The sequence below is a fragment of the Haloimpatiens massiliensis genome, from assembly GCF_900184255.1.
Classification (GTDB): domain Bacteria; phylum Bacillota; class Clostridia; order Clostridiales; family Clostridiaceae; genus Haloimpatiens; species Haloimpatiens massiliensis.
Window position 1 is genome coordinate 12,508 of record NZ_LT854636.1, and the last position, 22,809, is coordinate 35,316.

Genomic DNA, 22,809 nt, shown 5'->3' on the forward strand with positions numbered 1-22,809 from the left:
AGTTTTTTGTAAAATCCTTCTTTAAAATCAATAGTTTTCTAATATTTCAAGCTTAACTTAATAATATTAATAATCTTATCACTATAATTTTTTATATTTTCTTTGTATACTTTAATATGTCCACTTGAATTGCTTCCATCGAATTGAATAATCCAAGAAGTCCTTTCTTTTAAGTGAAATGTATTATAATAACTAATCAAACTTATTATTATTACAATTGCTGCCATAATTACATTCTTTACTATAATATTATTTCTTTCTCTCCTTCTTCTCTTTGTTCTTTTCCTTCTCATTTTATCTCCTCCTTGTATCTAATAAACTTATAAAGAATTTTATTATATATTGGGATTACTTTATAAAAGTTCTTATTTATAAACGCTAACTACAAAAGAGAACTTTTTTCAATTTATTTCCATTTAGCTTGTAGTATATATTATAAGTTGAATTCCATATTTTTACAAGTGAATTATATAAAAAAACATCATTTAGATATTATTTAATAAATCTAAATGATGTTTTTGTTATTTTTTATAAAATTCGCAATATAAACTTATAGGACAATTTTCACATTCTGGTTTTCTCGCTTTACATACTTTTCTGCCATGCCATATTATATAGTGATGTGCATCACTCCACAGTTCTCTAGGTATATTTTTCATCAACTCTTTTTCTACCACATCTACATTCTTACCTTTTCCTATACCTATTCTATTAGATACTCTAAATACATGAGTATCCACAGCTATAGCTGGTACTCCAAAAGCATTGCTTAAAACCACATTAGCAGTTTTTCTTCCAACACCTGCAAGACTTGTAAGCTCTTCCATGGTTTTAGGTACCTGTCCATTAAATTTTTCTATTATGTCCTTTGTGGCTCCAAATATATTTTTACTTTTGTTCTTATATAATCCGCAAGATTTTATCTTATCACCAAGTTCCTCTACGTTTAATGTTATCATTTTTTCTGGAGTTCCATATTCTTTAAATAATTCTACTGTCACCTTATTAACTCTTTCATCAGTACACTGAGCAGATAATATGGTAGAAATCAATAATTGATATGGTGAATTAAAATTTAATGCACACCTAGCTCCCTCATAGGTTTTGCCTAATATATCTAAAACCTTAGAAATACTCTTTTTATCCATTATAAACACTTCCTTTGAAAATCCCTATCATCACTTTTAGCTATCAAAACACTAACTATTTATACATTCCTCTATAATCTTCTGGTATTAAATTAGCTATACTTTTCATAATATAATCCATAGCTCTTTCCCTATATTCCTTTTTATTTTCATCCTTATTAATTTTAGGCAGCTCAATAGGCTTCCCAATATTAACACAAACATCTGCATGCTGAAATTTTTCTTTGCCCATATCCTCATTATTTATAGGTAAAAGTTTTTCTGTTCCCCATATTCCTATAGGAACTATAGGAACTTTAGTCATTTTAGCTATTAAAAATGTTCCCTTTTTTCCTTCTATCATAGCACCCGTTCTACTTCTAGTTCCCTCGGGGAATATAAGTATATTTTGTCCACCTTTCAAAGCTTTTACCACATTAGATATAGCATCTTTATCTGCACTATTAGGCTTTATAGGTATAGTTTTTACCATGTGTATTCCTAACCTTGTAAGACTATTTTCATTTAATTTTACCCCTGCAACAAATGTAGGATTTTTTTCTTTTAAAATTTTATTAAGAACTAGTCCATCTGAATTGCTCAAGTGGTTACTTACAAATAAAACAGGTCCTTTTATTTTATTTATATTTTCTTCACCCTCTAGCTTTATATGAGCATATTTATCTATATAATTATTTAATATTTTTCTTGATAAGCATATCAATAATTTATCAGGCAACATATTTATAAGTTTTACCATAAATCCAGATATCATTTCATTTCCACCCTTCACTTAAATTACTCTTATGCTATTTTAGCATAGCCTTTCTAAATATATTATAGATGGAAATTCTTTAAAAGTCTATCTTCATATGAATCCCTAATCACCAGTCATTAACCTCTAACTCCCAATTGAAGATGATATATTCTTTCTGTGCTCTATGCTATATAAATAGAATTTATAATAGTAAAGTGATACACCAGTAAGTATTTGAAATACTTTTGGTAAGCTCTTATTCATATTGTTTATAATATCAACTAAAGAAAAGGAGATTTTGCCTCAATTCCACAAAATCCCCTTGTGAATTTATTACTTACAAAATCTATGTTTACCAATGATTTTAATTAATGGTCTTGACCATATCCATTTACTTGTAGCCTTAGCGGGATTAAAATAATACATAGCTCCTCCTGAAGGATCCCAGCCATTAAGAGCATCTCTAGCAGCTCTTATAGATGATTCCTCTATTTTCGCATTTATTTGCCCATCTACTATAGCAGTAAAGGCACCTGGTTGATATATTACTCCAGCTACACTAGATGGAAATTTAGGATTTCTTACCCTATTTAAAACTACTGCACCTACTGCCACTTGGCCTTCATAAGGTTCTCCCCTAGCCTCTCCATTTATTAATCTAGCTAATAAATTTACATCTGCATTGTTAGATGAATACCCAGGAGAAGATGTAGTAGTTCCAGTACTTAAGCCTAAAGCACTTAAAGTTCTAGCCCCTATCACACCATCTACTTTAAGTCCATTTTTAGCTTGAAAAGCTTTTACTGCTTTAAAAGTTTGATAACCATAAATTCCATCTATTTCTCCTTTATAATATCCCCACTTTTTTAAATTGTACTGAACTTTATATATTATATCTGCCTTAGCTCCATAGTAATACGTCTGAGTTTCAATTGTTTTTTTATAATCTCTTGTATACATTTCTCCTACTGCATATGTAAGTGTAATGCTTATAAAACAAATTATCATTCTACTTATAATTTCTTTTTTCACATTTAGGCACTGCTACTCAAAATATGGTCAAATGTATCCATATTGAGATTTTTACTGTTTCAACGTACTCTGCCTTGCCTAAGCTACTACAGTTTGTATAGTACTCCGCAGTCGTTAATTCCCCAAATAGCCTTGGGTACACATATAAGTGCTTGTTTAATTAAGCTATCTTATATTCTTTAGCATTGGCTAAATTGATTGAAGCATTTAAATCTCTATCAATAGAAAGCCCACAACTGCATTTGTAAACTCTATCAGATAGTTTTAAATCTTTCTTATATGCTNATCCAAATTCTTTTAATCTAATCCAACCTAAAGTTGGTACTTTAACTCTATGTCTTTCAATAGTCCAATCTGTTTTATTATTCTTTGGAAAGTAAGCTTTAACATCTTGGTTTTTCTTTTTCTTAAATTTAGGAAAACTTGCTTTACCATCAAAAAACTTTTTAAAAGCTTTTTCACTATTCATGATTGCTCGTTTGGTAGCTTTAGAGGACACTTCTTTAATCCAAGTTTTATCGGTATTATTAGGAATATACTCATTATTAAGCCATTTAGAAAAATCCATACCACTAATAAATTTTTTCTCTTTTTCGTAAACTTCTTTATTATGAGCAATATAAAAATTGTATATGAACCTACTTACACCAATAGTTTGATGAATTTTAGTTATCTGTTCTTCTGTTGGTTTAATTCCTATTTTGTATGCTTTTTTCAACTTCTTCATCTTCCTTTATCTTTTTCTTATATTTTCTTTGTATTGCTCATAAGTATAATATCTCCTATTTGTTGGTGTTCTAAATGCTTTTAATATTCCTTCGTTATCCCATCTTTGTAATGTTCTAACTGATACATTAATTAACTCTACAACTTCATTTGGTTTATAATTATTATTTTTCAAATGTACTCACTTCCTTTTCATAAGTACATTTTACTATATTTAATTACTTTTATTTATATTTTAAGTAACTAAAGATATCTCCTTTTGTTTTTCTAATGATATTATTTTGCGCCTAAAATCAAAAAAAATACACGAAATAAGAAAATTGCAACACAATACATTAAAATCAAATTTTTAGTTTAATATGTTTATGGTTGGAGAGGAGAATCCTACTAAAGGAGGATTTTCCTCCGCTTCGCTATGGGAAATCTTTAATTTATAAAAAAAGCGCTCATAATATTTTTTAGGCGTAGCCTTTCGAAAAGTTATATGATACTTATCAAAATAAGATAATAGCTAAAATTTAATTCATTTTGCCGTGAGGCATAGGGTTGTATAAATCTTAAATTTGTAGGGTAGAACAAATAAGGTAATAAGTAAGAAGTAAGAGTTAAGGATAAAACTCAAAGAGTTTTTTATAATTAATTTATGAATAAGCAACAAGAGCTCTCACTTCTTAGCTATTACCTTTTACTATCTACAAGTTCTTATTTATCTAACAATTAAGGCACATTCAAATAAATAACAAGTCAGTATGCTAGTCTATTTTGCGTCATACTGCGTCAGCAGAACCCACCGATAGTTCTACTAGCGGCGGAACCTGTTTCCTTGTCTGACACAAAATATACCAGCATCTTTGACTTGGTATTTATTTTCATGTACCTAAAGTTATATATTCTTATATATAAACCCTAATAATACCTATGCATTTAGGTTGACTGCCGCCAATAAAAGATTTTTAAAGGTTTAAAAGAAAAAACCATAATTATTCCATTAATGACATAATTATAGCTTTTATTATCAGATTATTATATTTATATACTTTTTATTTAATTAAAGATTTTTCGTAACGTAGTGAAGAAAAATCCTCCTTTAGTAGTCTGTCTCTCCATAAGTAATGTACATATGAACCGAAAAATCTATCTTTAAGGTAACAATAAATATATTTTTTTAGACTATTGAGCTAGCCTTAGAAATTCTTTGTTTTCAAATTTCAATACCCGTTAAGAAGCTTTCATGTTTGAGCGCCGTTAGAAGCGAGTTTGAAAGCTTTAGGGGATTGAAATTTGAAAACATTAGAATTTCTTGGCGTATTGCGAACAGTCTAATAAAATATATTTATTGTAGACTTAAAGATAGATTTTTCTTGCAGCACTTGCTTCGTAATTTATGCTTATACTGCTTTTTTAAACTTTCTTTTTACCTTAAGAGGAACAACTTCATCTAAGATATCATTTATTATAACTATGCCACATAGCTTTTCATCTTTGTCTACTACTGGTATAGATAACAAATCATATTTTAAAGCATATTCCACTGCTTTTTCTATACTATCATCATCTTTTATAAAAACTATGTCAGAATACATTATATCTTCGAGTCTGCTTTCTGGAGAGTTGGTTACCAAATCTACTAGAGAAACAATGCCCTGAAGCTTTTCCTTTTCATCAATGATATATATATTATAAATGGACTCCTCATCTGGTTTAGTTTCTCTTAAAATTTCTATAGTTTCTCCAGCTGTTATATTTACATTTAAAGTTATAAAATCTTTATTCATTATACTTCCAATGGTCTCTTCTTCATACTGCATTAAACTTCTTACTTCATTTTCATCTTCTTTATCTAAATTCAAAAGGATTTTTTCTTTTTCCTCATCTTCCATATCCTCTAACATATCTGCTATTTCATCGTTAGGCATGGTATCTAAAACTTCTCTCATTTTAAAACTATTTACATTTTTCAATATATCCTGCTGTACATGATGTTCCACTTCTTCTAATGTATCTGCTGCTAGATCCTTATCTAAACTCTCAAAAACCCTTTTCCTATCATTAGTATCTAGTTCTTCTAATATGTCAGCTATATCTGCTGGATGAAGCTTTGATAACTTTTCATAGGGTAATGATATTTTTAAATTATTATCTACCATTTCTATAGACTCAACACTTTCCCAAGTTACCATACTATCTTTAAGATTTCTATGAAGAATCTTATATACTGTTGCTACAAATTTTTCAAGACCAATTCTTCTAGCTGAAGCTAATGTTCCTGATATTACTGCCACTATTTTTATTTCTGCTGCATTTTGCACTAATGTCAAATCATCTACTTTTATAACTTTTTTACCATTTATATCTACAATCTTTTTATTTAAAAGATGTTTTGAAAGCAAATAAGAGTATTTTCTAGGAATTATATCCCTTACCCCTCTTACTTTTATAATTATTTCTCCGTGTTCCTCAAAAAATTCTATATTTCTAAATTCATAATTAAAAACCTCTCTATTTACTTTCACTTTATATCCTATAACTCTAGGGTATCCTTTTTCTGTGGTCACGTATATGTCTTTTAATATTCCAACGCATTCATCAAATTCATCATAAATCTTTTTGTTTAGTACATTATTTAAATAAAAGCTGCATATTTTCTTCATAAAGACCCCTCCTTATATTCGAGAAGTATTTATGAACATGTACTTAAGACTAGTTTATAGATGCTTTTCCCTATTAAAACGTATTTTAACATGGAAAAACATCTATAACTAATCATCACAAACACTTCTCTTTATTATTCGATTTTTTGAATCATCACTATTAACCGCCGGTAATTGAGGATCACCCTCCATGAAATTTCACCACCTTATAGATTATTTTTGAAAATAAAAAAGAGCTATTATTAGGCTCTTTTTCTCATGCAAATTAAATAATTTGTATGAGCTTTAGCACTATATAGCTTTGAACTTACAAATAAATTCAGCTACATTAGATAAAACCTTATTCTCGGTAGTACCTGCTGACCCATTGGCATCTCTCGATGTTTCCGGGCAGTAGCGTGTATCTATATAGGAGCCTCACCTAACAAATTTATTATTTAAATTTTATTTTAAATTACCTCTGTAATATTATTATATTATAAAACTTTTAAAATGCAATAAAATTTCTTATGCATATACAAAAGTGTATACTTTTACATGAAAAATTTAATTTACATCTACAGTTCATAATTTAAATTATTTAACTTTTGCAGCTAAAAAATAAAGCTCTTTTAGAAACTAACTATAATTGGAAATTTGCAGGTAAGTAATAGGTAAGAGCTAAGAAGTAAGAGTTAAGGATAAAACTCAAAGAGTTTTTTATAATTAATTTGTAAGTAACAGATAATAAGTAATAGTTGTGGTAAAAATTCAGCTTTGCTGAATTTTTTCAAGAGCTCTTACTTTTTACCTATTAGTTCTTACCTTTTCACTCTTACTTCTTACTTTTTACCTCTTACCTACTCTACAAATTCCTATTTTACATTCTAAATTTTAAATTAACTTCTGAAGGAGCTTTTAATTCTAAATTTTTATTATGTAGTTGTATATTAAAAATTCAATTTTTATATATTTCTATTTAATATTATGTATTAATTATGTTAATATTAATAGTTGATAACTATTAATGAGAGAAACCTAAGATAATAACTTATTAATTTAAAATATCACTTATTAATAACGACAAAAACTATGTCATAATTTTATAATTGGAGGAAACAGCAATCTATGACTATAAATAATAAATTTTTACCTATTTGCAAAAACGATCTTTTAGATAGGGGCATAGAACAATTAGATTTTATAATAATTACTGGTGATGCATATGTAGATCACCCGTCCTTTGGAACAGCTATAATAGGGAGGGTTTTAGAGCGTGAAGGTTTTAAAGTAGGCATAATAGCTCAACCTAATTGGAAAGATGTTAATGCTTTTAAAATTCTAGGCAAACCTAAATATGCTTTTCTTGTGAATTCTGGAAATATAGACTCAATGGTAAATCACTATACTGCTGCCAAAAAGAAAAGACATGATGATTTATACTCCCCAGGTGGAAAAAGCGGATATAGACCAGATAGAGCTGTTATAGTTTATTCAAATAAACTTAAAGAAGCTTACAAAAACGTACCCATAATATTAGGTGGAATCGAAGCTAGCTTAAGGAGATTTGCTCATTATGATTACTGGTCTGATAAGGTAAGAAGAAGCATATTACTAGACTCCAAAGCAGATCTATTAATATACGGTATGGGTGAAAAAACCGTAGTGGAAATAGCCAATCTTTTTAAGTATGGAATGAAAATAGAAAGTATGAATACTATAAAGGGAACTGTTTATAGCACTAATAACATAGATGAAATTAAAGACTTTGTAGTTACACCATCCTTTGAAGAAGTTTCAGAAAATAAAAAAGCATATGCAGATGCTTTTAAAATTCAATACTTTGAGCAAGATGCTATAAATGGAAAAACTATAATTCAAAAGCATGGAGATAGATTTATAGTACAAAACTCTCCTCAGCACCCTTTAAGTCAAGAGGAAATGGATGTAGTATATAATTTACCTTACGCTAGAAACTATCACCCTATATATGAAGAAGATGGAGGAATTCCAGCTATCAATGAAGTAAAATTTTCCTTGACCAGCCATAGAGGTTGTTTTGGTTCTTGTTCTTTCTGTGCTTTAACTTTTCACCAGGGAAGAGTAATTCAAAATAGAAGCCAAGAATCTATTTTAAAAGAAGCTAAACTTTTAACTAAATTAGATGATTTTAAAGGATATATACACGACGTAGGAGGTCCTACTGCTAATTTTAGACATAGAGCTTGTAAAAAACAGGAGACACTCGGCACTTGTAAAAATAAACTGTGTCTTTTCCCTTCGCCTTGCAAGAATCTTATAATAGATCATACAGAATACCTCAATATGCTAAAAAAAATAAGAACAATACCCGGAGTTAAAAAGGTTTTTATACGTTCAGGTATAAGATATGATTATTTAATTCACGATAAAAACTCAGCATTTTTTGAAGACTTATGCAAACACCATATAAGCGGTCAATTAAAAGTGGCTCCTGAACATATTTCTCCAAAAGTATTAAAGCAAATGGGAAAACCTAATAGAGAAGTATACGAAAAATTTGTGGATAAATATTTTCTTATAAACAAAAAACTTAATAAAAAACAATATCTAGTTCCATACTTAATGTCCAGCCATCCTGGCAGTGATTTAACTGCTGCTATAGAATTGGCTCTATACATAAAAAAAATGGGATATACTCCGGAGCAAGTTCAGGATTTTTATCCTACTCCTGGTAGTCTTTCAACAACCATGTACTACACAGGTATAAATCCTTTAACTAATGAGAAAGTATATGTTCCTAAAGCTCAACATGAAAAAAATATGCAAAGGGCATTACTGCAATTTACTAAGGAAGAAAATTATAATTTAGTTAAAGAAGCACTTATAAAAGCTCATAGAGAAGACTTAATAGGCTTCGGTAAAGAGTGTTTAATACCTCCTAGACTTATAAGAAAAAACAGAAGTTCCCATGGCAATGGAAAAATTAAAAAGAACACTAATGATTTCAATAATAAAAATGTACATGGTAGAAACAATAAAGGGAAAAATACTAATGTTAAAAATAGAAATACTAAAAAAACCATTAAAAGATAAAGGCACATTTACTAGTGTCTTTATCTTTTAATCTTATACAATATATAGTCTAATAAAATCAACCATAAACAATTACTTATTAATAAATTAGGAATAAATTCTGCATTTGTTATACTTGATAATATTTCCACAATAGATACTCCACAAACTACTGTTGCAAATACTATAAGTGATTTATTATAATTGTTCTCTCTAATCAGTATTATGCACCATATAAAACATAAGGTATAAAAAGCTAATGCAATATTCTTAAGATATTCACCATTAATCATATTTACCACATACCCAAAATCCATATTTAATATGATATCTATCTGTCCCTTCAAGATAAATAAAATATATATCGCTACGGATGCGAAAAATACTATGAATAAATATGAAAAATTTATCTTACTATTTCTAGCCAGTATACATAAAATTATACATACAATTATAGGCATAGATATAAAGTTTAAATATATAAGAGGTTTTAAAAAGTATAAATATGCTAAATTCTCAGTTATAAACATTATAATAAGAGCTACATTCCTAATAATAATACCTAATATACCTATATAAGTAAGTATTTTTATTTTAAATGGTACTTTTTTACATATAGAAATTCCCCTATAACTTATATAAAACATAAGCAGTAATAAAATTAAATATATATATTTCAATTTATACTCCAAAATAAATTAGTATACTTAATATATATTAAACTCCATAAAATTTTATTACTACTGTTGTATTCATATATATGCTATGGCTTTTATAAATTTACCTTCTTCTAAGGCACATTCAAATAACTTATATTTACTGCTGTATACCTAATATTTTAAGTCCTCCTTTTATGCATCTTACGGTAAGTGGGAAATCAGGTCCTTTCTCTCCGTCTATATCTGTAACAATGTCTTCATGACATTCTATATATAGATTATCTGTTTTAAAATAAATTAGTCCGTTAATATTTTCTAAATGTTCCCCTTTTACTATTTTTATAAACAAAGGCAACATATCTCTTATAGCACATGCTTTTATAATTATTACATCTAAAAGACCATCATCTATCTCCGCTTTATAAGCTAAATTTAAATTACCAGCAGTTCTTCCATTAAACACCAACATAAGGAACATATCTCCATCATAATTAACTTCTTCTGATTTTACTTTTATACTTAACCTTCTGAATTTTGGAAGTTGTTCTATTCCTTTAACATAATAAGCTAACTTTCCTATGGCGTTTTTTAAGTTTGTATCTGTTTTTTGAGAAATATCTGTAAAAAGTCCTGTACTAGCTACATTAATAAAATATTTATTATTTATTTTTCCTAAATCAACGGTTTTAACTTTACTGTTTAATATTTGTTCACAAGCTTCTTCTATGTTTTGAGGCATTCCTATTAATTTTGCAAAATCATTAGCTGTTCCTACTGGAAGTATTGCAATAGGTAAATCTATTCCTTTTTCTTTCATAGTATTTACAGCATTATCAACTGTTCCATCTCCTCCAGCCACTAATATATAGTCATAATCATTATCTAAATCTTTAAAAGCCTCCTCTACACTATGTTCAAAACTTATTCTATAAGGCACAACATCATAACCATACTTCTGATGTACCTTTATAACATTATCTATATCTGATATTATAGAATTTTCCCCTGAATATGGATTATAAATAAATCTTACCTTTCCCATTATCTTCTCTCCTAGCAAATCTATTTTCTTTTTATAATTATAGAATATTTACCTCTTAATAATATATCATTTATCAAAAAAAATCCATAAGAGTAAATAATCTTATGGATTTTATTCATACTTATATAAATTTTATTTATTAAATCTGTGGAGTAGCTGGTTCAGAAATGTTACTTAAAGCAACTCCCGCATTATCTGAAAGTTTAGGTTCTACTGCTAAATCACCTATAGAAACCATACCAACTAGATTATCATTTTCCACCACAGGCAATCTTCTTATTTGCCTTTCACTCATTATTCTAGAAGCTTCATGTACGTCATTATTTGATGATACAGTTACAGGATTAGATGACATTATCTCCCTAACATATTGTCTCATAACATTTTGCCCCTTTGCTACAGATCTTAATGCTATATCTCTATCCGTTACTATTCCTATAACTTTTTCTCCTTGACATACAGGAATTGAACCTACATTATACTTTTGCATTAATTGAGCTGCTCTTTCTACAGTGTCTTCATAATTAACAGTAGCCACTTCTCTAGTCATTATATCTCGTATTTTCATCTTAAAGCACCTCCTAAATTAAAATATAGTTCGAATATTATTTTGTGTTATTAATTATTTTTTATACTTACAAAAAAAGTAATTATAAATTTTATGTTAATTTTATTAAAAAAGCTTAAACTTTTCAGCAAAATAAGGTAGAATTAATCTAAATAGTTTTTACCATGTGTGAAATTTTAGGAGTGATTGCTATAATGGCTAAAAATGCTATACCAAACTTATTTACTTTTGGCAATTTAGTTTGTGGAATACTTTCAATAATCATGACTTTTGAAGGAAATCTTCAATTAGCATGTATATTTATTTTATTAGCTGGACTTATGGATAGATACGATGGAAGGATAGCAAGATTTTTGCAAGTGTCTAGTGATTTGGGGAAAGAATTAGATTCTTTAGCAGACCTAGTTTCTTTTGGTGTAGCTCCATCATTGCTTATGTTTAAAATGAATAACTTTGTAAACTTCGGAGTTATTGGTTATGTATTAGCTTTAATGTTTCCTGTAGCAGGTGCTTATAGACTAGCTAGATATAATTCTACTACTTTTGACAATGTATTTTTAGGAATACCTATAACCATAGCTGGTATGTTTGTAGCTTTATATTCTTTAGCAACAATAAACCGTAATTCCAATGCAATGATTTCGATTATATTATTAATATCTTTATCTTATTTGATGATAAGTCGTTTAAAGTTCAAAAAAGTATAATAACAAAAGTATAATAGTAAAAATAAAAAAGTATGAGTTTTTCTCATACTTTTTTATTCGCTAAGTTTAAGTTCCTCATCAATTTCCGTAAGTATATAGTCATATTGTAATTTATCCTTTATAATATCTGACTTTAGCCTACAATATTCGGAATAATTTTCTTCAGTCTCCTCTAAAGTTTTTACTATCTCATCTATTATATCACCTAATTTATCTGCTCTTTTTATAGCTCTTCTCACATCACTTTTACTAGCTAATGCTATCTTATTCAACTCATCTGCTCCACCTACTAATAGCCTATAAGAATTCACTAATTTAGCTAATAAATCTGCTAGGTTATTCACATCTATAAAATAATTATTTATAACTCTTCTATTACTCACCTAATCACCTTTATAACTCTTGTTATATAAAATTATATATAGTAATGTTATATATTATTACTATCTTATATAATAATATGCTAACGTAATGATTATATATATAGACACTAAAATAGCGCCTTCAAACCAATAGCTTTTTCCATCTTGGAATACTAAAAATGACATACCTATGGCAAGAACACTAATTATTATCTCAAAGGAGGAAAATACTAGAGTCATAGGCTCCAATAAAAAACAAGATAAAATAGTCAATAAAGGCGTTACAAATAAAGATATTTGTATACTAGAACCTATAGCTGTTTCTATACTCATATTTATTTTATTATCTAAAGCGCACATAACAGTTGTGACATTTTCTCCTATATTACCAAGCAAAGGTATAAGTATTATACCCAAAAATTCTTGTGAAACCCTTTTAGTATTAACTAAAGTTCTTACATTAAATATTAATTTTTCACTTATAAAATAAAGTATTACAGCTATTGCAATTAATTTTATAGAAGTTAAAACTACCTTTAATTTATCATTTACCTTCTCTTCGTCTAATTCTCTTCCACTTACTAAAAATAAATTTTTATGTGTATAAAAAGAAAATATTAATCCCAATAAATATACAAATATTAAAACTAAAGACACCTTTACACTTATGGATTTTAAAATGTCTTTTCCTAAGGGATATAGAGTGTATCTATTTAAAGAACTTATAACTATAATAGCTGACATAGCCAGGATCAGCATATTAAAATTTGTTCTAGCTATTATTTTGTTGAATTTTTGCTCCTTATACTTCAATCCTCCAAATATAACACCTATTCCTAATCCTAAAAGCATATTACTTATTATAGATCCCAATAAAGCTGCTTTAGCCATGGGAATCATGCCATATTTAATAGACCAAATTCCCATCATTAATTCTGGTATATTGCCTATGGTAGCGGCTAACATTCCTCCTTTTTTTTCTCCCAAATACACAGACATATTAGAAGTTACATCTCCTAATAATACAGCTAAAATAATAACCAGTATACAGCTACTGATTATATTTATAATATAATATTGAGTATTCAATAATATTAAAAGCACCACTGAAAATATTCCCATAATTATCTTAGTATTTTTGCCCATACTCATCAATCCTCACTAAATTTCTCCCTACTAATCTATTCAGAACATAAGAAAATTGTGACTTTGTCATAATTTTCAGTGGGCCAATGGGCTAGAGGGCTAGAGGGCTAGTAAAGGATAATTTTTCTTCATTGCATTACGAAAAATTTTAGAATGTAAAAAAGATAGCTAACATAATTTCACGTTGTGAAATTGTGATAGCTATCTTTTGGGCTTAACTTAAATCTTTTATTGGCGATAGCCAGCCTAAATACATAGGCATCATTAGAATTTATATATAAGAATATATAAATTTAATTGTTAGATAAATAAGAACTTGTAGATAAGTAATAGGTAAAAAGTAAGAGCTCTTACCTGGTCTACCCTACAAATTTAAGATTTATACAAGCCAATGCCTTACGGCAAAATATATTAAATTTTATCTAATATTTTAATAATTAGGTATTCATTAGTATATAATCAAAGTTAATAATTCTATCTCACAATTAATCAAAATAATATTAGTAACTAATATCGTAGATTAAACGAAAGGCTACGCCTAAAAAAGATTATGGGAGCACTTTTATTTACTTTATAAATTAAAGATTTTCCGTAACGTAGTGGAAGAAAATCATCCTTTAGTAGGCTTCTCCTCTCCAACCATAAACATATTAAACTAAAAATCTGATTTTAATGTAGTAATAAATGTGGAATTAGGGACTATTGAACTAGCCTTAGAACTTATTATGTCTCACAGTTAAAGAACCGTTAAGAAGCTTTCATGTTTGAACGAGGAACGAGTGAGTTTGAAAGCTTTAGGGGCTTTAACTGTGAGACATTTAGAAGTTCTTGGCGTATTGTGAACAGTCCCAAATTACACATTTATTACGGAATTAAAATCAGATTTTTCTTCAATATATTATGTCACAATATATTCTTGCTATTTTCCTAAGACTTGTTCTTTAAGTTTTAAGCCTGTTGGAGTAATTGCAAGACCTCCAAGAGCTGTTTCTCTTAATTCACATGGAAGTTGCTTACCTACTCTATACATAGCTAAAACTGAATCATCAAAAGGTATTTTACTCTTCACCCCTGCCATTACTAAATCTGCAGTAGTAAGAGCACTTACTGCTCCTGATGCATTTCTCTTAGCACAAGGTACTTCCACAAGACCTGCTATAGGATCACATACTAATCCTAATATATTTTTAATAACTATAGAGCCAGCATCTAGTGCCATGTCTGGAGTTCCACCCATCATTTCCACTACAGCTGCAGATGCCATAGCAGCCGCTGATCCGCATTCTGCTTGGCAACCACCTTCTGCTCCAGATAATGTAGCATTCTTAGCTATTATTATCCCTACACCAGATGCAGTTAATAAGGCTTTTACTAAATCTTCATCTGATTTATTTAGTTTTTCCCCAGCAGATATTATAACTGATGGAAGTATACCACAGGATCCTGCAGTAGGTGATGCTACTATTTTACCCATAGCTGCATTTACCTCTGAACAAGATACAGCTCTCGCCATAGCTTTAACCATAAATTCTCCTGTTAAAGTCTTTCCACTTTCAGAGTACTCTTTTAGCTTTTTAGCATCTCCTCCTATAAGACCACTTATAGATATTACTTCTCTCTCTAAGGCTTCTTTTGAAGCTTCCTGCATTACATGAAGATTTTTAAGCATTCTATTAAATATTTTTTCTTTACTTACTCCAGTTTCTCTACTCTCTTCTCTTAATGTATATTCCCATATAGTAATATTTTCTTTATTGCATATATTTGCAAGTTCTCTCCCTGTATCTACAAACATCTTATTCTTCTCCTTCCATTACAGGATTTATAACTTTTACGCTTACTACTCCTGGAACTGATTCTATTTTGCGTACTACACTTTCAGGAACAAGACTGTCTGTTTCAAAAGTCATGGTAGCTTTAGCTCCCTTACTTTCCCTATATACTCTCATAAATGCAATATTTATATTTTCCTCATAAGTTAAGCTAGTTATCTTTGAAATTATTCCTGGAGAATCTTCTTGTTCAATTATTACTGTAGGATAATCTCCTCTAAATTGAACTTCTCTTCCCTGAATATTAGAAACTAATATGTTTCCTCCTCCTACAGAAGAACCTGTAACTTCTATAACTTCACCATCTTCTTTAGTTATGACAAATTTAACTGTATTTGGATGTACATCTCCTAAATCTGCTTCTTCAAATTCTATGTCTAAACCTTTATCTTTAGCTATTTCAAATGAATTTCTAAGTCTTTCATCCCAAGGTTCCATTCCTAGTATGCCTGCAACCAATGCTCTATCTGTTCCATGGCCTCTATACGTTTTTGCAAATGAACCATGCAACAAAAATTTGACTTTTACTATTTTTTGCCCCGCTATTACTCCTGCAATTTTTGCTAACCTAGCAGCTCCTGCAGTATGAGAACTACTTGGTCCTATCATTATTGGCCCCACAATATCAAATACACTAAAGTTTTTCATTTGTATTCTCCTTTTTAGTGATAAATATTTTAAAATCATGGTATTTTTTAGTCATGTTGTTTTTTATTATGCAGTATTTATTTCAAAATTCCTTTAATATATGCCAATTTAATTATAAATTAAATTTAGAATTTGTCACTATTTTTTAATAATATTTTAATATTTATAAAAACAACTTCCACCAATAAATTCCCTTAGTATGGAATTGTCCGGAACATATTTACCATCTAAATCCTTGAAAAACTTTAAGAAACTTCTTAATCTTAGTGCCTCATAATAAACTGAACTACTTGATTTCACAGAACTTAGCTGCTCTAGTGCATATTTTTTTAATATGCACAATTCATAGACCAATGTGGAATTAAACATGATATCTGCTTCCTCTTGAAAAACAAATATATTTTTTTCTTCTCCACGTTTTATAGATGGCCACATGGCTAAAGTTTCTTCTGCTGCATATCCTCTTGATAAATAGTCTCTAACTATTCTTCTTATTTTTCTAACATCAGTAGTAGCTATTCTATTATGATTATCTATATTTAACTGTGTAAGAGCGCTTATATATATTTTGAATTTATTTTCCTTTGGTATAGTTGATGTAAGTTTTTCATTTAAACCATGGATTCCTTCTACCACTAGTATGCCATTGTTGGGTACTTTTAATGTGTTACCTAGCCATTCTCTTTTTCCTACTTTAAAGTTAAAAGTAGGTATTTCCACCTCTTCGCCTTTTAAAAGTCTATTTAAATGTTCATTAAATAACTTTAAATCTAATGCTTCTATAGATTCAAAATCATATTCTCCATTCTCATCTCTTGGTGTTTTATCTCTATCTACAAAGTAATCATCTAACGATATAGGTATAGGCATTAATCCATTAACTCTAAGTTGAATTCCCAGTCTTCTTGAAAAGGTAGTTTTTCCAGAAGAAGATGGTCCTGCAATTAATACAATTTTAACTTTTTCTCTCTCATGAATTTTATCAGCAATATTAGCTATCTTTTTTTCATGAAGTGCTTCAGCTACCCTAACCATATTTATAATATCTCCATTTTCCACCTTATCATTTAAAGCTCCTACATCACCTACATGAAGTATTTTCCCCCATTGTTCTGTTTCATAAAATATTTTTGCCAGTTTACTATATCCTTCATAAGGTGGTATAACATTTATGGCTTCTTGAGTTGGAAATCTTAAAATAAAACCTGTATTATAGTAAATTAAATCAAATAACTTAAGTATTCCTGTGGAGTATGCCATAGGTCCATAAAAATAATCATATCTATCATCCATCTTGTAAAGACTTACAGTATCTTTATTTAAATGATTTAATAACCTAACCTTATCGTACATAGAATAATTTGCAAATATTTCTATAGCTTTTTTCCTCTTTACACTTATTTTTTCTATGTGAATGTCTGCATTTATTATTTGTTGCATTCTGTTTTTAATTCTTAAAATATCTTCTTCTCTTACTTTTTCTTCCTTATGAATTTCTCCAAATATCCCTCTTCCTAAAGAATGTTCTATGGTTACAAAAGCTTCTGGGAAAATATCGTATACAGCTTTTATTAAAACAAATTGAAGACTTCTTATATATACTGACATGCCTATATCTGTAGATATGTCTATTAGTTCAAATTTACCTTCTTTTTCAATAGGAGAATTCAATTCAAATATTTCTTCATTTATTTTAGCTAAAATAAACGGAAATTCCATAGGTATATTATTCTCTTTTATAAATTCATAAAAATTAGTTCCTATATTTACTTTTAAACTTTCACCGCTTTTCAAACTCAATTCTAATTTATTCAAAAAATCATCTCCTAAAATTTAGTGTTAATAATATTATACTTTAAAGTTTATTAAAAGTAGCTTTTTATATGTTATATTTTTGTTACTTTAGATAAAAACTATAACTACATGGGAGGTAATATTTATGTTTGTTTTAATTTTTAGAACTATTATTCTATACTTTATATCTATTTTGGCCCTAAGATTAATGGGTAAAAGACAAATAGGTGAACTTCAACCCTTTGAACTAGTTATAGCTATAATGATATCTGAACTTGCATCTATGCCAATGCAGGATAGCAGGATGCCATTAATTAACGGAATAATACCTGTTTTAACTTTACTAATAATTCAAATAATTATTTCTGTAGTTCAATTAAAAAGTGAAAAAGTTCAAAAACTAATTTGTGGAAAACCAAGCATACTTATAGAAAATGGAATAATAAATATACAAGAACTTAGGCATCAAAGAATTAATGTTAATGATTTAATGGAAGAACTTAGATTAAACGGATATTTCAATATTCAAGACATCGAATATGCCATTTTAGAAACCAGTGGTCAACTATCAATAATACCTAACTCTCAATTGACTCCAGTTAAAAGGCAAGATTTAGGTATAAATGTTCCTCAAGAAAAACTTCCAATTACATTAATATTGGATGGAAAAATTAATGAAGAAAATTTAAGCAAAGCAAATAAAAATATAAATTGGTTAAATAATCAATTACATAAAAATAATATAAATTCTGCAAGTGAAGTATTTGTGGGTATATTAGATTCTAATAGTAATTTTTATTACCAACTTAGAGATAATCAAAGGAGTGATAAATCATGAAAAATATAGTAATCTCCTTCATAATCTTTATATTAATGCTATTTGGCATTGCATTTTCCACCCGATACATGACATCTGTATGCAATAACCTTCTTGAAAAAAATGCCAAACTAGAACAAATTATAGAGGATGAATCTTGGGATAATGGATATAACGCTTCAGTAAAACTGTTAAATGCTTGGGAAAAGGAATATGATAAATTAACAGTATTTGTGCATCATGAAAAAATAGATGCTATAAACAATGAATTGCTCCAATTAACTCAATATGTTCAATGTCAAGATAAATCTGAATCCTTAGCAAAAATACATATAGTAAAAACCTATTTAAAAAATATAGTAGACTCTGAAAAAATTAATATACAGAATATATTTTAGAATGAATACATAATATATTTTAACATATATTTATAATTAGCATACACTATATTTGGTTTTTATAGAAAATTAGTGTATAATATTATTGTATTTAAGGTATATTATTTATATTTTAGATAAGTTTAATATACAATACTATGCTTAATTTTTATAAGAACACACAAATAAAACTTTCATTATTCATATAAACGATAATTCATAATAATATTACACTACAATTGGCAATTTGTATTACTACTTTAATGTACAATTTAAGAATTGTATTGACTTAAGTGCATTACTTTATTAAGTTTGCAAAATAAATTATAATAAGTATAGAAAATATTTTTTTAATGCTTTATAATAATAATGTATTCAAACGTCCCAGCGGGACGCAATATGTCCTAAACATATTTGAAAGGTGGTATATAAATGGCATTAGTAACTACTAAAAAAATGTTCCAAAAAGCTTTTGAAGGCAAATACGCAATAGGAGCTTTCAACATTAACAACTTAGAAATAATTCAAGGCGTAGTAAGAGGTTGTAAAGCGAAAAACTCTGCAGTTATACTTCAAGTATCAAAAGGTGCTCTAAAATATGCTGGAGCTAGCTATTTGAAAAAAATGGTTGAAGCTGCTATAGAAGAAACTGGTATAGATGTAGCTCTTCACTTAGATCATGGTCCAGATTTTGAAACAGTAAAAGAAGTTATAGATGCTGGATTCACTTCTGTTATGTTTGATGGTTCTCACTATGATTTTGAAGAAAACATAAAAAGAACAAAAGAAATAGTAGACTATGCTCACGAAAAAGGAGTTGTAGTTGAAGCTGAGCTTGGAAGACTTGCTGGAGTAGAAGATGACGTTAAAGTTGCTGAACATGAAGCTATATACACTGATCCAGATGAAGCTTTAGAATTTGTTAAAAGAACTGGTGTTGATTCTTTAGCTATAGCTATAGGAACAAGCCACGGTGCTTATAAATTTAAAGGAGAGGCTAAACTAAGATTTGACATTCTTCAACAAATCACTGATAAGTTAGAAGCTGATGGATTTAAAAACTATCCAATAGTTCTTCATGGAGCTTCTGCTGTAGATCCTATGTATGTTGAAATGTGTAATAATTATGGTGGAAATATAGCTGGTGCTAAAGGTGTTCCTGCTGAAATGCTAAGAAAAGCTTCTTCCATGGCAGTATGCAAGATAAACATGGATACAGATTTAAGGTTAGCTATGACTGGTTCTATAAGAAAAGTATTTGGTGAAGATCCAAAACAATTTGATCCTAGAAAATACTTAGGACCTGCTAGAGATGCAATACAAAAATTAGTTGAAGATAAAATAGACAATATATTAGGTTCTGAAAACTCAAATAACTAATTTAAACTAATCCAAGGAACATCCATAGATTTGTGTAAACAAATCTACGGATGTTCCTTATTAAATTGTCATAAATATCCTTTGATTTATAGGTACGGTGAAAATCTTCTTTATAAAAAATGAGGCTGCCGCACTAAGAATAAATACTACGATATATTGTACTAGATTTAAATTTTCAGTACAATATATTGTATGTAAATTTTTTAATGCAACAGCCCCACTTACTTTGTATCTAGTAGTTATGATTGTATTTTATATCCACTTTCCATCCTTCATATACAGTATTTTGTTGCAATATTTTGCAACAAGATTTTCATGTGTTACTACAATAATAGTCTTATTATACTTTTGCGATAAAGATGATAAAATTTCCATTATTTTAATAGTATTTTCTTCATCAAGTGATCCTGTTGGTTCATCAGCAAGAATTATATCTGTCTCTTGTGTTAATGCTCTTGCTATAGCAACTCGTTGCTGTTGCCCTCCAGATAGTTCAGTGATATATTTACTTTTCAGATTTTTTATATCAAGTTCATCTAAATATTTTACAGCTTGATTAACTTTTTCATGGTATTTTATATGCCTAAATTTTAGCGGCAGCATAACATTTTCAAGAACAGTTAAATCTTTAATAAGTGCAAAATTTTGAAAGATAAATGATATTTTATGATTTCTAATATCAGCTAGAGAATTCATTTTCTTAAAATCTATTAAATTATTTTCTATATGATACTCTCCCTTATCAGGGTAATCTATACAACCCAAAATATTTAATAGTGTACTCTTTCCACAACCTGACGGTCCCATTATTGCAATTAAATCCCCTTGCTTAATATCTAAATCTATACCTCTAAGAGCTTTAACCTCGCTATTGCCTTTACCATAATTTTTGTGAATATTATTCAATTTCAAAATGCTCATTCTATGAAGCCACCTACCATTTCTTTTGGACTTAACTTATTGATTTTATTAAATCCAGTTATTAAAACGCAAATAACTATTATTAATAATATGAACATTGAACTATACAAATTGAAAATCAAGTTCTCATTAATAAAAAATGCATAAACGTTTTTACAATTTTTCAGATAAAAATAACTTCCGCACAAAATCCCAATAATGACATTAATGCTAAATTCAAAAGCAAACATTTCAAATATCTTACTTTTGCTTATTCCAACTGAAAAAAGTACACCAATTTTATCCTTGTTGCTACTAATTTTATAGTATATAGTTGTAGCTATTGAGGCAGTAGCAATTAAACTTATTATAAATACTCTAAATATTTCAATCTTCTTTTCTATTTCAATTTCCTTTAAAAATTCTTCTAAATTTTCATTAAAGTTTTCAATATCAGCATCAGGTGTAATATTAGACAAATCTTCTTCCAGTTTTTTAATATTTTTCTCATTGCTATTATTAAAATATAAAACTATAGGAGTATAGTTGAAATTTTCAATATAGTTATTTAAATCTAAAGGAATAATCATAGAACCATTTAATAAAAATGAACTATCTACAGGACCTGTATGATCAAATGCCAGTGTATCTTTTTTAAAAAAACACATCACTGTATATTTCTTTGACTTATACGTAAAAGTGTCCCCAATTTTAAATTTTTTTGAAAAATTCTGCCCTAGAATCACAGGAATACTATTGTTTTTTTCTTTCCATTGATCAAAATTAATTTTTCCACTTATGTTTTCTTTATAGCTTTTAACCATTTCATAATTCATTTTAATGGGATATAGTTTATTATAGTAAATTTCACTTTCAGTAAAATTAGATTTTATAGTTTTACTATTTATACCCAAAACTTCCATAGGAATAGCAGCGTCTTTTCTTTGCAGCATTCCAAACTTATACTTATTTGTTTCTAAATAATTCAAAATATTTTTGAGGATTTTCCTATCCTTTTCTTCATCCTCCACGGTTTCCATTTTTGCAATCATCTTATAAAATACCATAATTTTTGAATTTTTCGTTGGAAAGGATCTATTATATCTATTTTTATAAGAGTTATCAAAATTAAGCAATGAAACTAAAGATGACACATAAAATAGCCATAAGGCTATTTGAAATATGATTAATAGGTTTAATACTGCACTTTTTCTATAGCTAAAAAATAGAAATTTATTTCTCATATTACAT

21 protein-coding genes, 2 pseudogenes and 1 riboswitch are annotated in these 22,809 nt (G+C 28.4%); of the genes and pseudogenes, 5 read left to right on the plus strand and 18 right to left on the minus strand.

All coding sequences use genetic code 11. From position 1 onward, the window contains the following. Positions 1-38: 38 nt before the first annotated feature. The 8 genes and pseudogenes from C1715_RS01190 to C1715_RS01220 all read right to left on the minus strand — a co-directional run bounded on the left by C1715_RS01190 (position 39) and on the right by C1715_RS01220 (position 6,293). Complete coding sequence (locus tag C1715_RS01190; protein WP_102398860.1) at positions 39-293, minus strand: hypothetical protein; 255 nt, start codon at positions 291-293, stop codon at positions 39-41. 228 nt (positions 294-521) lie between these two features. Continuing rightward, positions 522-1,148 (minus strand): endonuclease III, encoded by a 627-nt coding sequence (nth, locus tag C1715_RS01195; protein WP_102398861.1) that lies wholly within the window; start codon positions 1,146-1,148, stop codon positions 522-524. A gap of 55 nt (positions 1,149-1,203) precedes the next feature. After that, on the minus strand, positions 1,204-1,902 hold the full coding sequence (locus C1715_RS01200; RefSeq protein WP_102398862.1) for a lysophospholipid acyltransferase family protein: 699 nt from the start codon (positions 1,900-1,902) through the stop codon (positions 1,204-1,206). 315 nt (positions 1,903-2,217) lie between these two features. Then, positions 2,218-2,916 carry a spore cortex-lytic enzyme gene (gene sleB / locus C1715_RS01205; RefSeq protein ID WP_180963955.1) on the minus strand — a complete coding sequence of 233 codons (699 nt, stop codon included), beginning with the start codon at positions 2,914-2,916 and terminating at the stop codon, positions 2,218-2,220. A 160-nt stretch (positions 2,917-3,076) separates the two neighbouring features. Continuing rightward, complete coding sequence (locus C1715_RS20250) at positions 3,077-3,223, minus strand: zinc ribbon domain-containing protein (protein WP_423240816.1); 147 nt, start codon at positions 3,221-3,223, stop codon at positions 3,077-3,079. Next, positions 3,203-3,634, minus strand: a pseudogene (locus C1715_RS01210) (RNA-guided endonuclease InsQ/TnpB family protein); the annotation flags it as partial. The gene C1715_RS20250 and the pseudogene C1715_RS01210, both read right to left, overlap by 21 nt. Continuing rightward, positions 3,621-3,817 (minus strand): annotated as a pseudogene (locus C1715_RS01215) (MerR family transcriptional regulator); the annotation flags it as partial. The pseudogenes C1715_RS01215 and C1715_RS01210, both read right to left, overlap by 14 nt. Positions 3,818-5,030: 1,213 nt before the next feature. Then, the gene (locus C1715_RS01220) at positions 5,031-6,293 is read right to left on the minus strand and encodes a magnesium transporter (RefSeq protein WP_102398864.1); all 1,263 of its coding nucleotides are present in this window, start codon (positions 6,291-6,293) and stop codon (positions 5,031-5,033) included. 266 nt (positions 6,294-6,559) lie between these two features. Beyond that, a riboswitch (M-box (ykoK) riboswitch) is annotated at positions 6,560-6,729 on the minus strand. Positions 6,730-7,400: 671 nt separating this feature from the next. Between C1715_RS01220 and C1715_RS01225 the strand changes: the two genes are divergently transcribed. After that, positions 7,401-9,347 carry a YgiQ family radical SAM protein gene (locus C1715_RS01225; protein ID WP_102398865.1) on the plus strand — a complete coding sequence of 649 codons (1,947 nt, stop codon included), beginning with the start codon at positions 7,401-7,403 and terminating at the stop codon, positions 9,345-9,347. A 20-nt stretch (positions 9,348-9,367) separates the two neighbouring features. On the opposite strand, the gene C1715_RS01230 is transcribed toward C1715_RS01225, so the two are convergent. From C1715_RS01230 to C1715_RS01240, 3 genes are all read right to left on the minus strand, one after another. Continuing rightward, complete coding sequence (locus C1715_RS01230; RefSeq protein WP_102398866.1) at positions 9,368-10,006, minus strand: hypothetical protein; 639 nt, start codon at positions 10,004-10,006, stop codon at positions 9,368-9,370. 136 nt (positions 10,007-10,142) lie between these two features. After that, positions 10,143-11,027 (minus strand): YegS/Rv2252/BmrU family lipid kinase, encoded by an 885-nt coding sequence (locus C1715_RS01235; protein ID WP_102398867.1) that lies wholly within the window; start codon positions 11,025-11,027, stop codon positions 10,143-10,145. A 139-nt stretch (positions 11,028-11,166) separates the two neighbouring features. Further along, positions 11,167-11,595, minus strand: a complete 429-nt coding sequence (locus tag C1715_RS01240) for a CBS domain-containing protein (RefSeq protein ID WP_102398868.1) — start codon at positions 11,593-11,595, stop codon at positions 11,167-11,169. 194 nt (positions 11,596-11,789) lie between these two features. On the opposite strand from C1715_RS01240, the gene pssA reads away from it, so the two are divergent. Continuing rightward, positions 11,790-12,302 (plus strand): CDP-diacylglycerol--serine O-phosphatidyltransferase, encoded by a 513-nt coding sequence (gene pssA, locus C1715_RS01245; protein ID WP_102398869.1) that lies wholly within the window; start codon positions 11,790-11,792, stop codon positions 12,300-12,302. Positions 12,303-12,355: 53 nt separating this feature from the next. Here pssA and C1715_RS01250 read toward each other — a convergent pair whose 3' ends face one another. From C1715_RS01250 to C1715_RS01270, 5 genes are all read right to left on the minus strand, one after another. Then, complete coding sequence (locus C1715_RS01250) at positions 12,356-12,685, minus strand: hypothetical protein (protein WP_102398870.1); 330 nt, start codon at positions 12,683-12,685, stop codon at positions 12,356-12,358. A 60-nt stretch (positions 12,686-12,745) separates the two neighbouring features. Then, positions 12,746-13,810, minus strand: coding sequence for a calcium/proton exchanger (gene cax, locus C1715_RS01255; protein WP_242971863.1), 1,065 nt, complete (start codon positions 13,808-13,810; stop codon positions 12,746-12,748). 919 nt (positions 13,811-14,729) lie between these two features. Next, complete coding sequence (sdaAA, locus tag C1715_RS01260; RefSeq protein ID WP_102398872.1) at positions 14,730-15,605, minus strand: L-serine ammonia-lyase, iron-sulfur-dependent, subunit alpha; 876 nt, start codon at positions 15,603-15,605, stop codon at positions 14,730-14,732. A gap of 1 nt (position 15,606) precedes the next feature. After that, positions 15,607-16,290 (minus strand): L-serine ammonia-lyase, iron-sulfur-dependent subunit beta, encoded by a 684-nt coding sequence (gene sdaAB / locus C1715_RS01265; RefSeq protein WP_102398873.1) that lies wholly within the window; start codon positions 16,288-16,290, stop codon positions 15,607-15,609. 156 nt (positions 16,291-16,446) lie between these two features. Continuing rightward, a complete protein-coding gene (locus C1715_RS01270) occupies positions 16,447-18,105 on the minus strand; it encodes a nucleoside kinase (protein WP_102398874.1) in 1,659 nt (552 codons plus the stop codon). Between the two features lie 124 nt (positions 18,106-18,229). On the opposite strand from C1715_RS01270, the gene C1715_RS01275 reads away from it, so the two are divergent. The 3 genes from C1715_RS01275 to fba all read left to right on the plus strand — a co-directional run bounded on the left by C1715_RS01275 (position 18,230) and on the right by fba (position 20,658). Next, positions 18,230-18,922, plus strand: coding sequence for a YetF domain-containing protein (locus tag C1715_RS01275; RefSeq protein WP_102398875.1), 693 nt, complete (start codon positions 18,230-18,232; stop codon positions 18,920-18,922). Continuing rightward, entirely contained in the window at positions 18,919-19,299 is a 381-nt protein-coding gene (locus C1715_RS01280; protein ID WP_102398876.1) for a DUF4363 family protein, read from the plus strand. Before C1715_RS01275 ends, C1715_RS01280 begins: the two co-directional genes overlap by 4 nt. 411 nt (positions 19,300-19,710) lie before the next feature. Continuing rightward, positions 19,711-20,658, plus strand: coding sequence for a class II fructose-1,6-bisphosphate aldolase (fba, locus tag C1715_RS01285; protein WP_102398877.1), 948 nt, complete (start codon positions 19,711-19,713; stop codon positions 20,656-20,658). Positions 20,659-20,910: 252 nt separating this feature from the next. Here fba and C1715_RS01290 read toward each other — a convergent pair whose 3' ends face one another. Together C1715_RS01290 and C1715_RS01295 are read right to left on the minus strand one after the other, a co-directional pair. Next, positions 20,911-21,579 carry an ABC transporter ATP-binding protein gene (locus tag C1715_RS01290; RefSeq protein ID WP_102398878.1) on the minus strand — a complete coding sequence of 223 codons (669 nt, stop codon included), beginning with the start codon at positions 21,577-21,579 and terminating at the stop codon, positions 20,911-20,913. Further along, positions 21,576-22,802: an ABC transporter permease gene (locus C1715_RS01295; RefSeq protein WP_102398879.1), complete on the minus strand. Its 1,227-nt coding sequence runs from the start codon at positions 22,800-22,802 to the stop codon at positions 21,576-21,578. Before C1715_RS01295 ends, C1715_RS01290 begins: the two co-directional genes overlap by 4 nt. Positions 22,803-22,809: the final 7 nt, after the last annotated feature.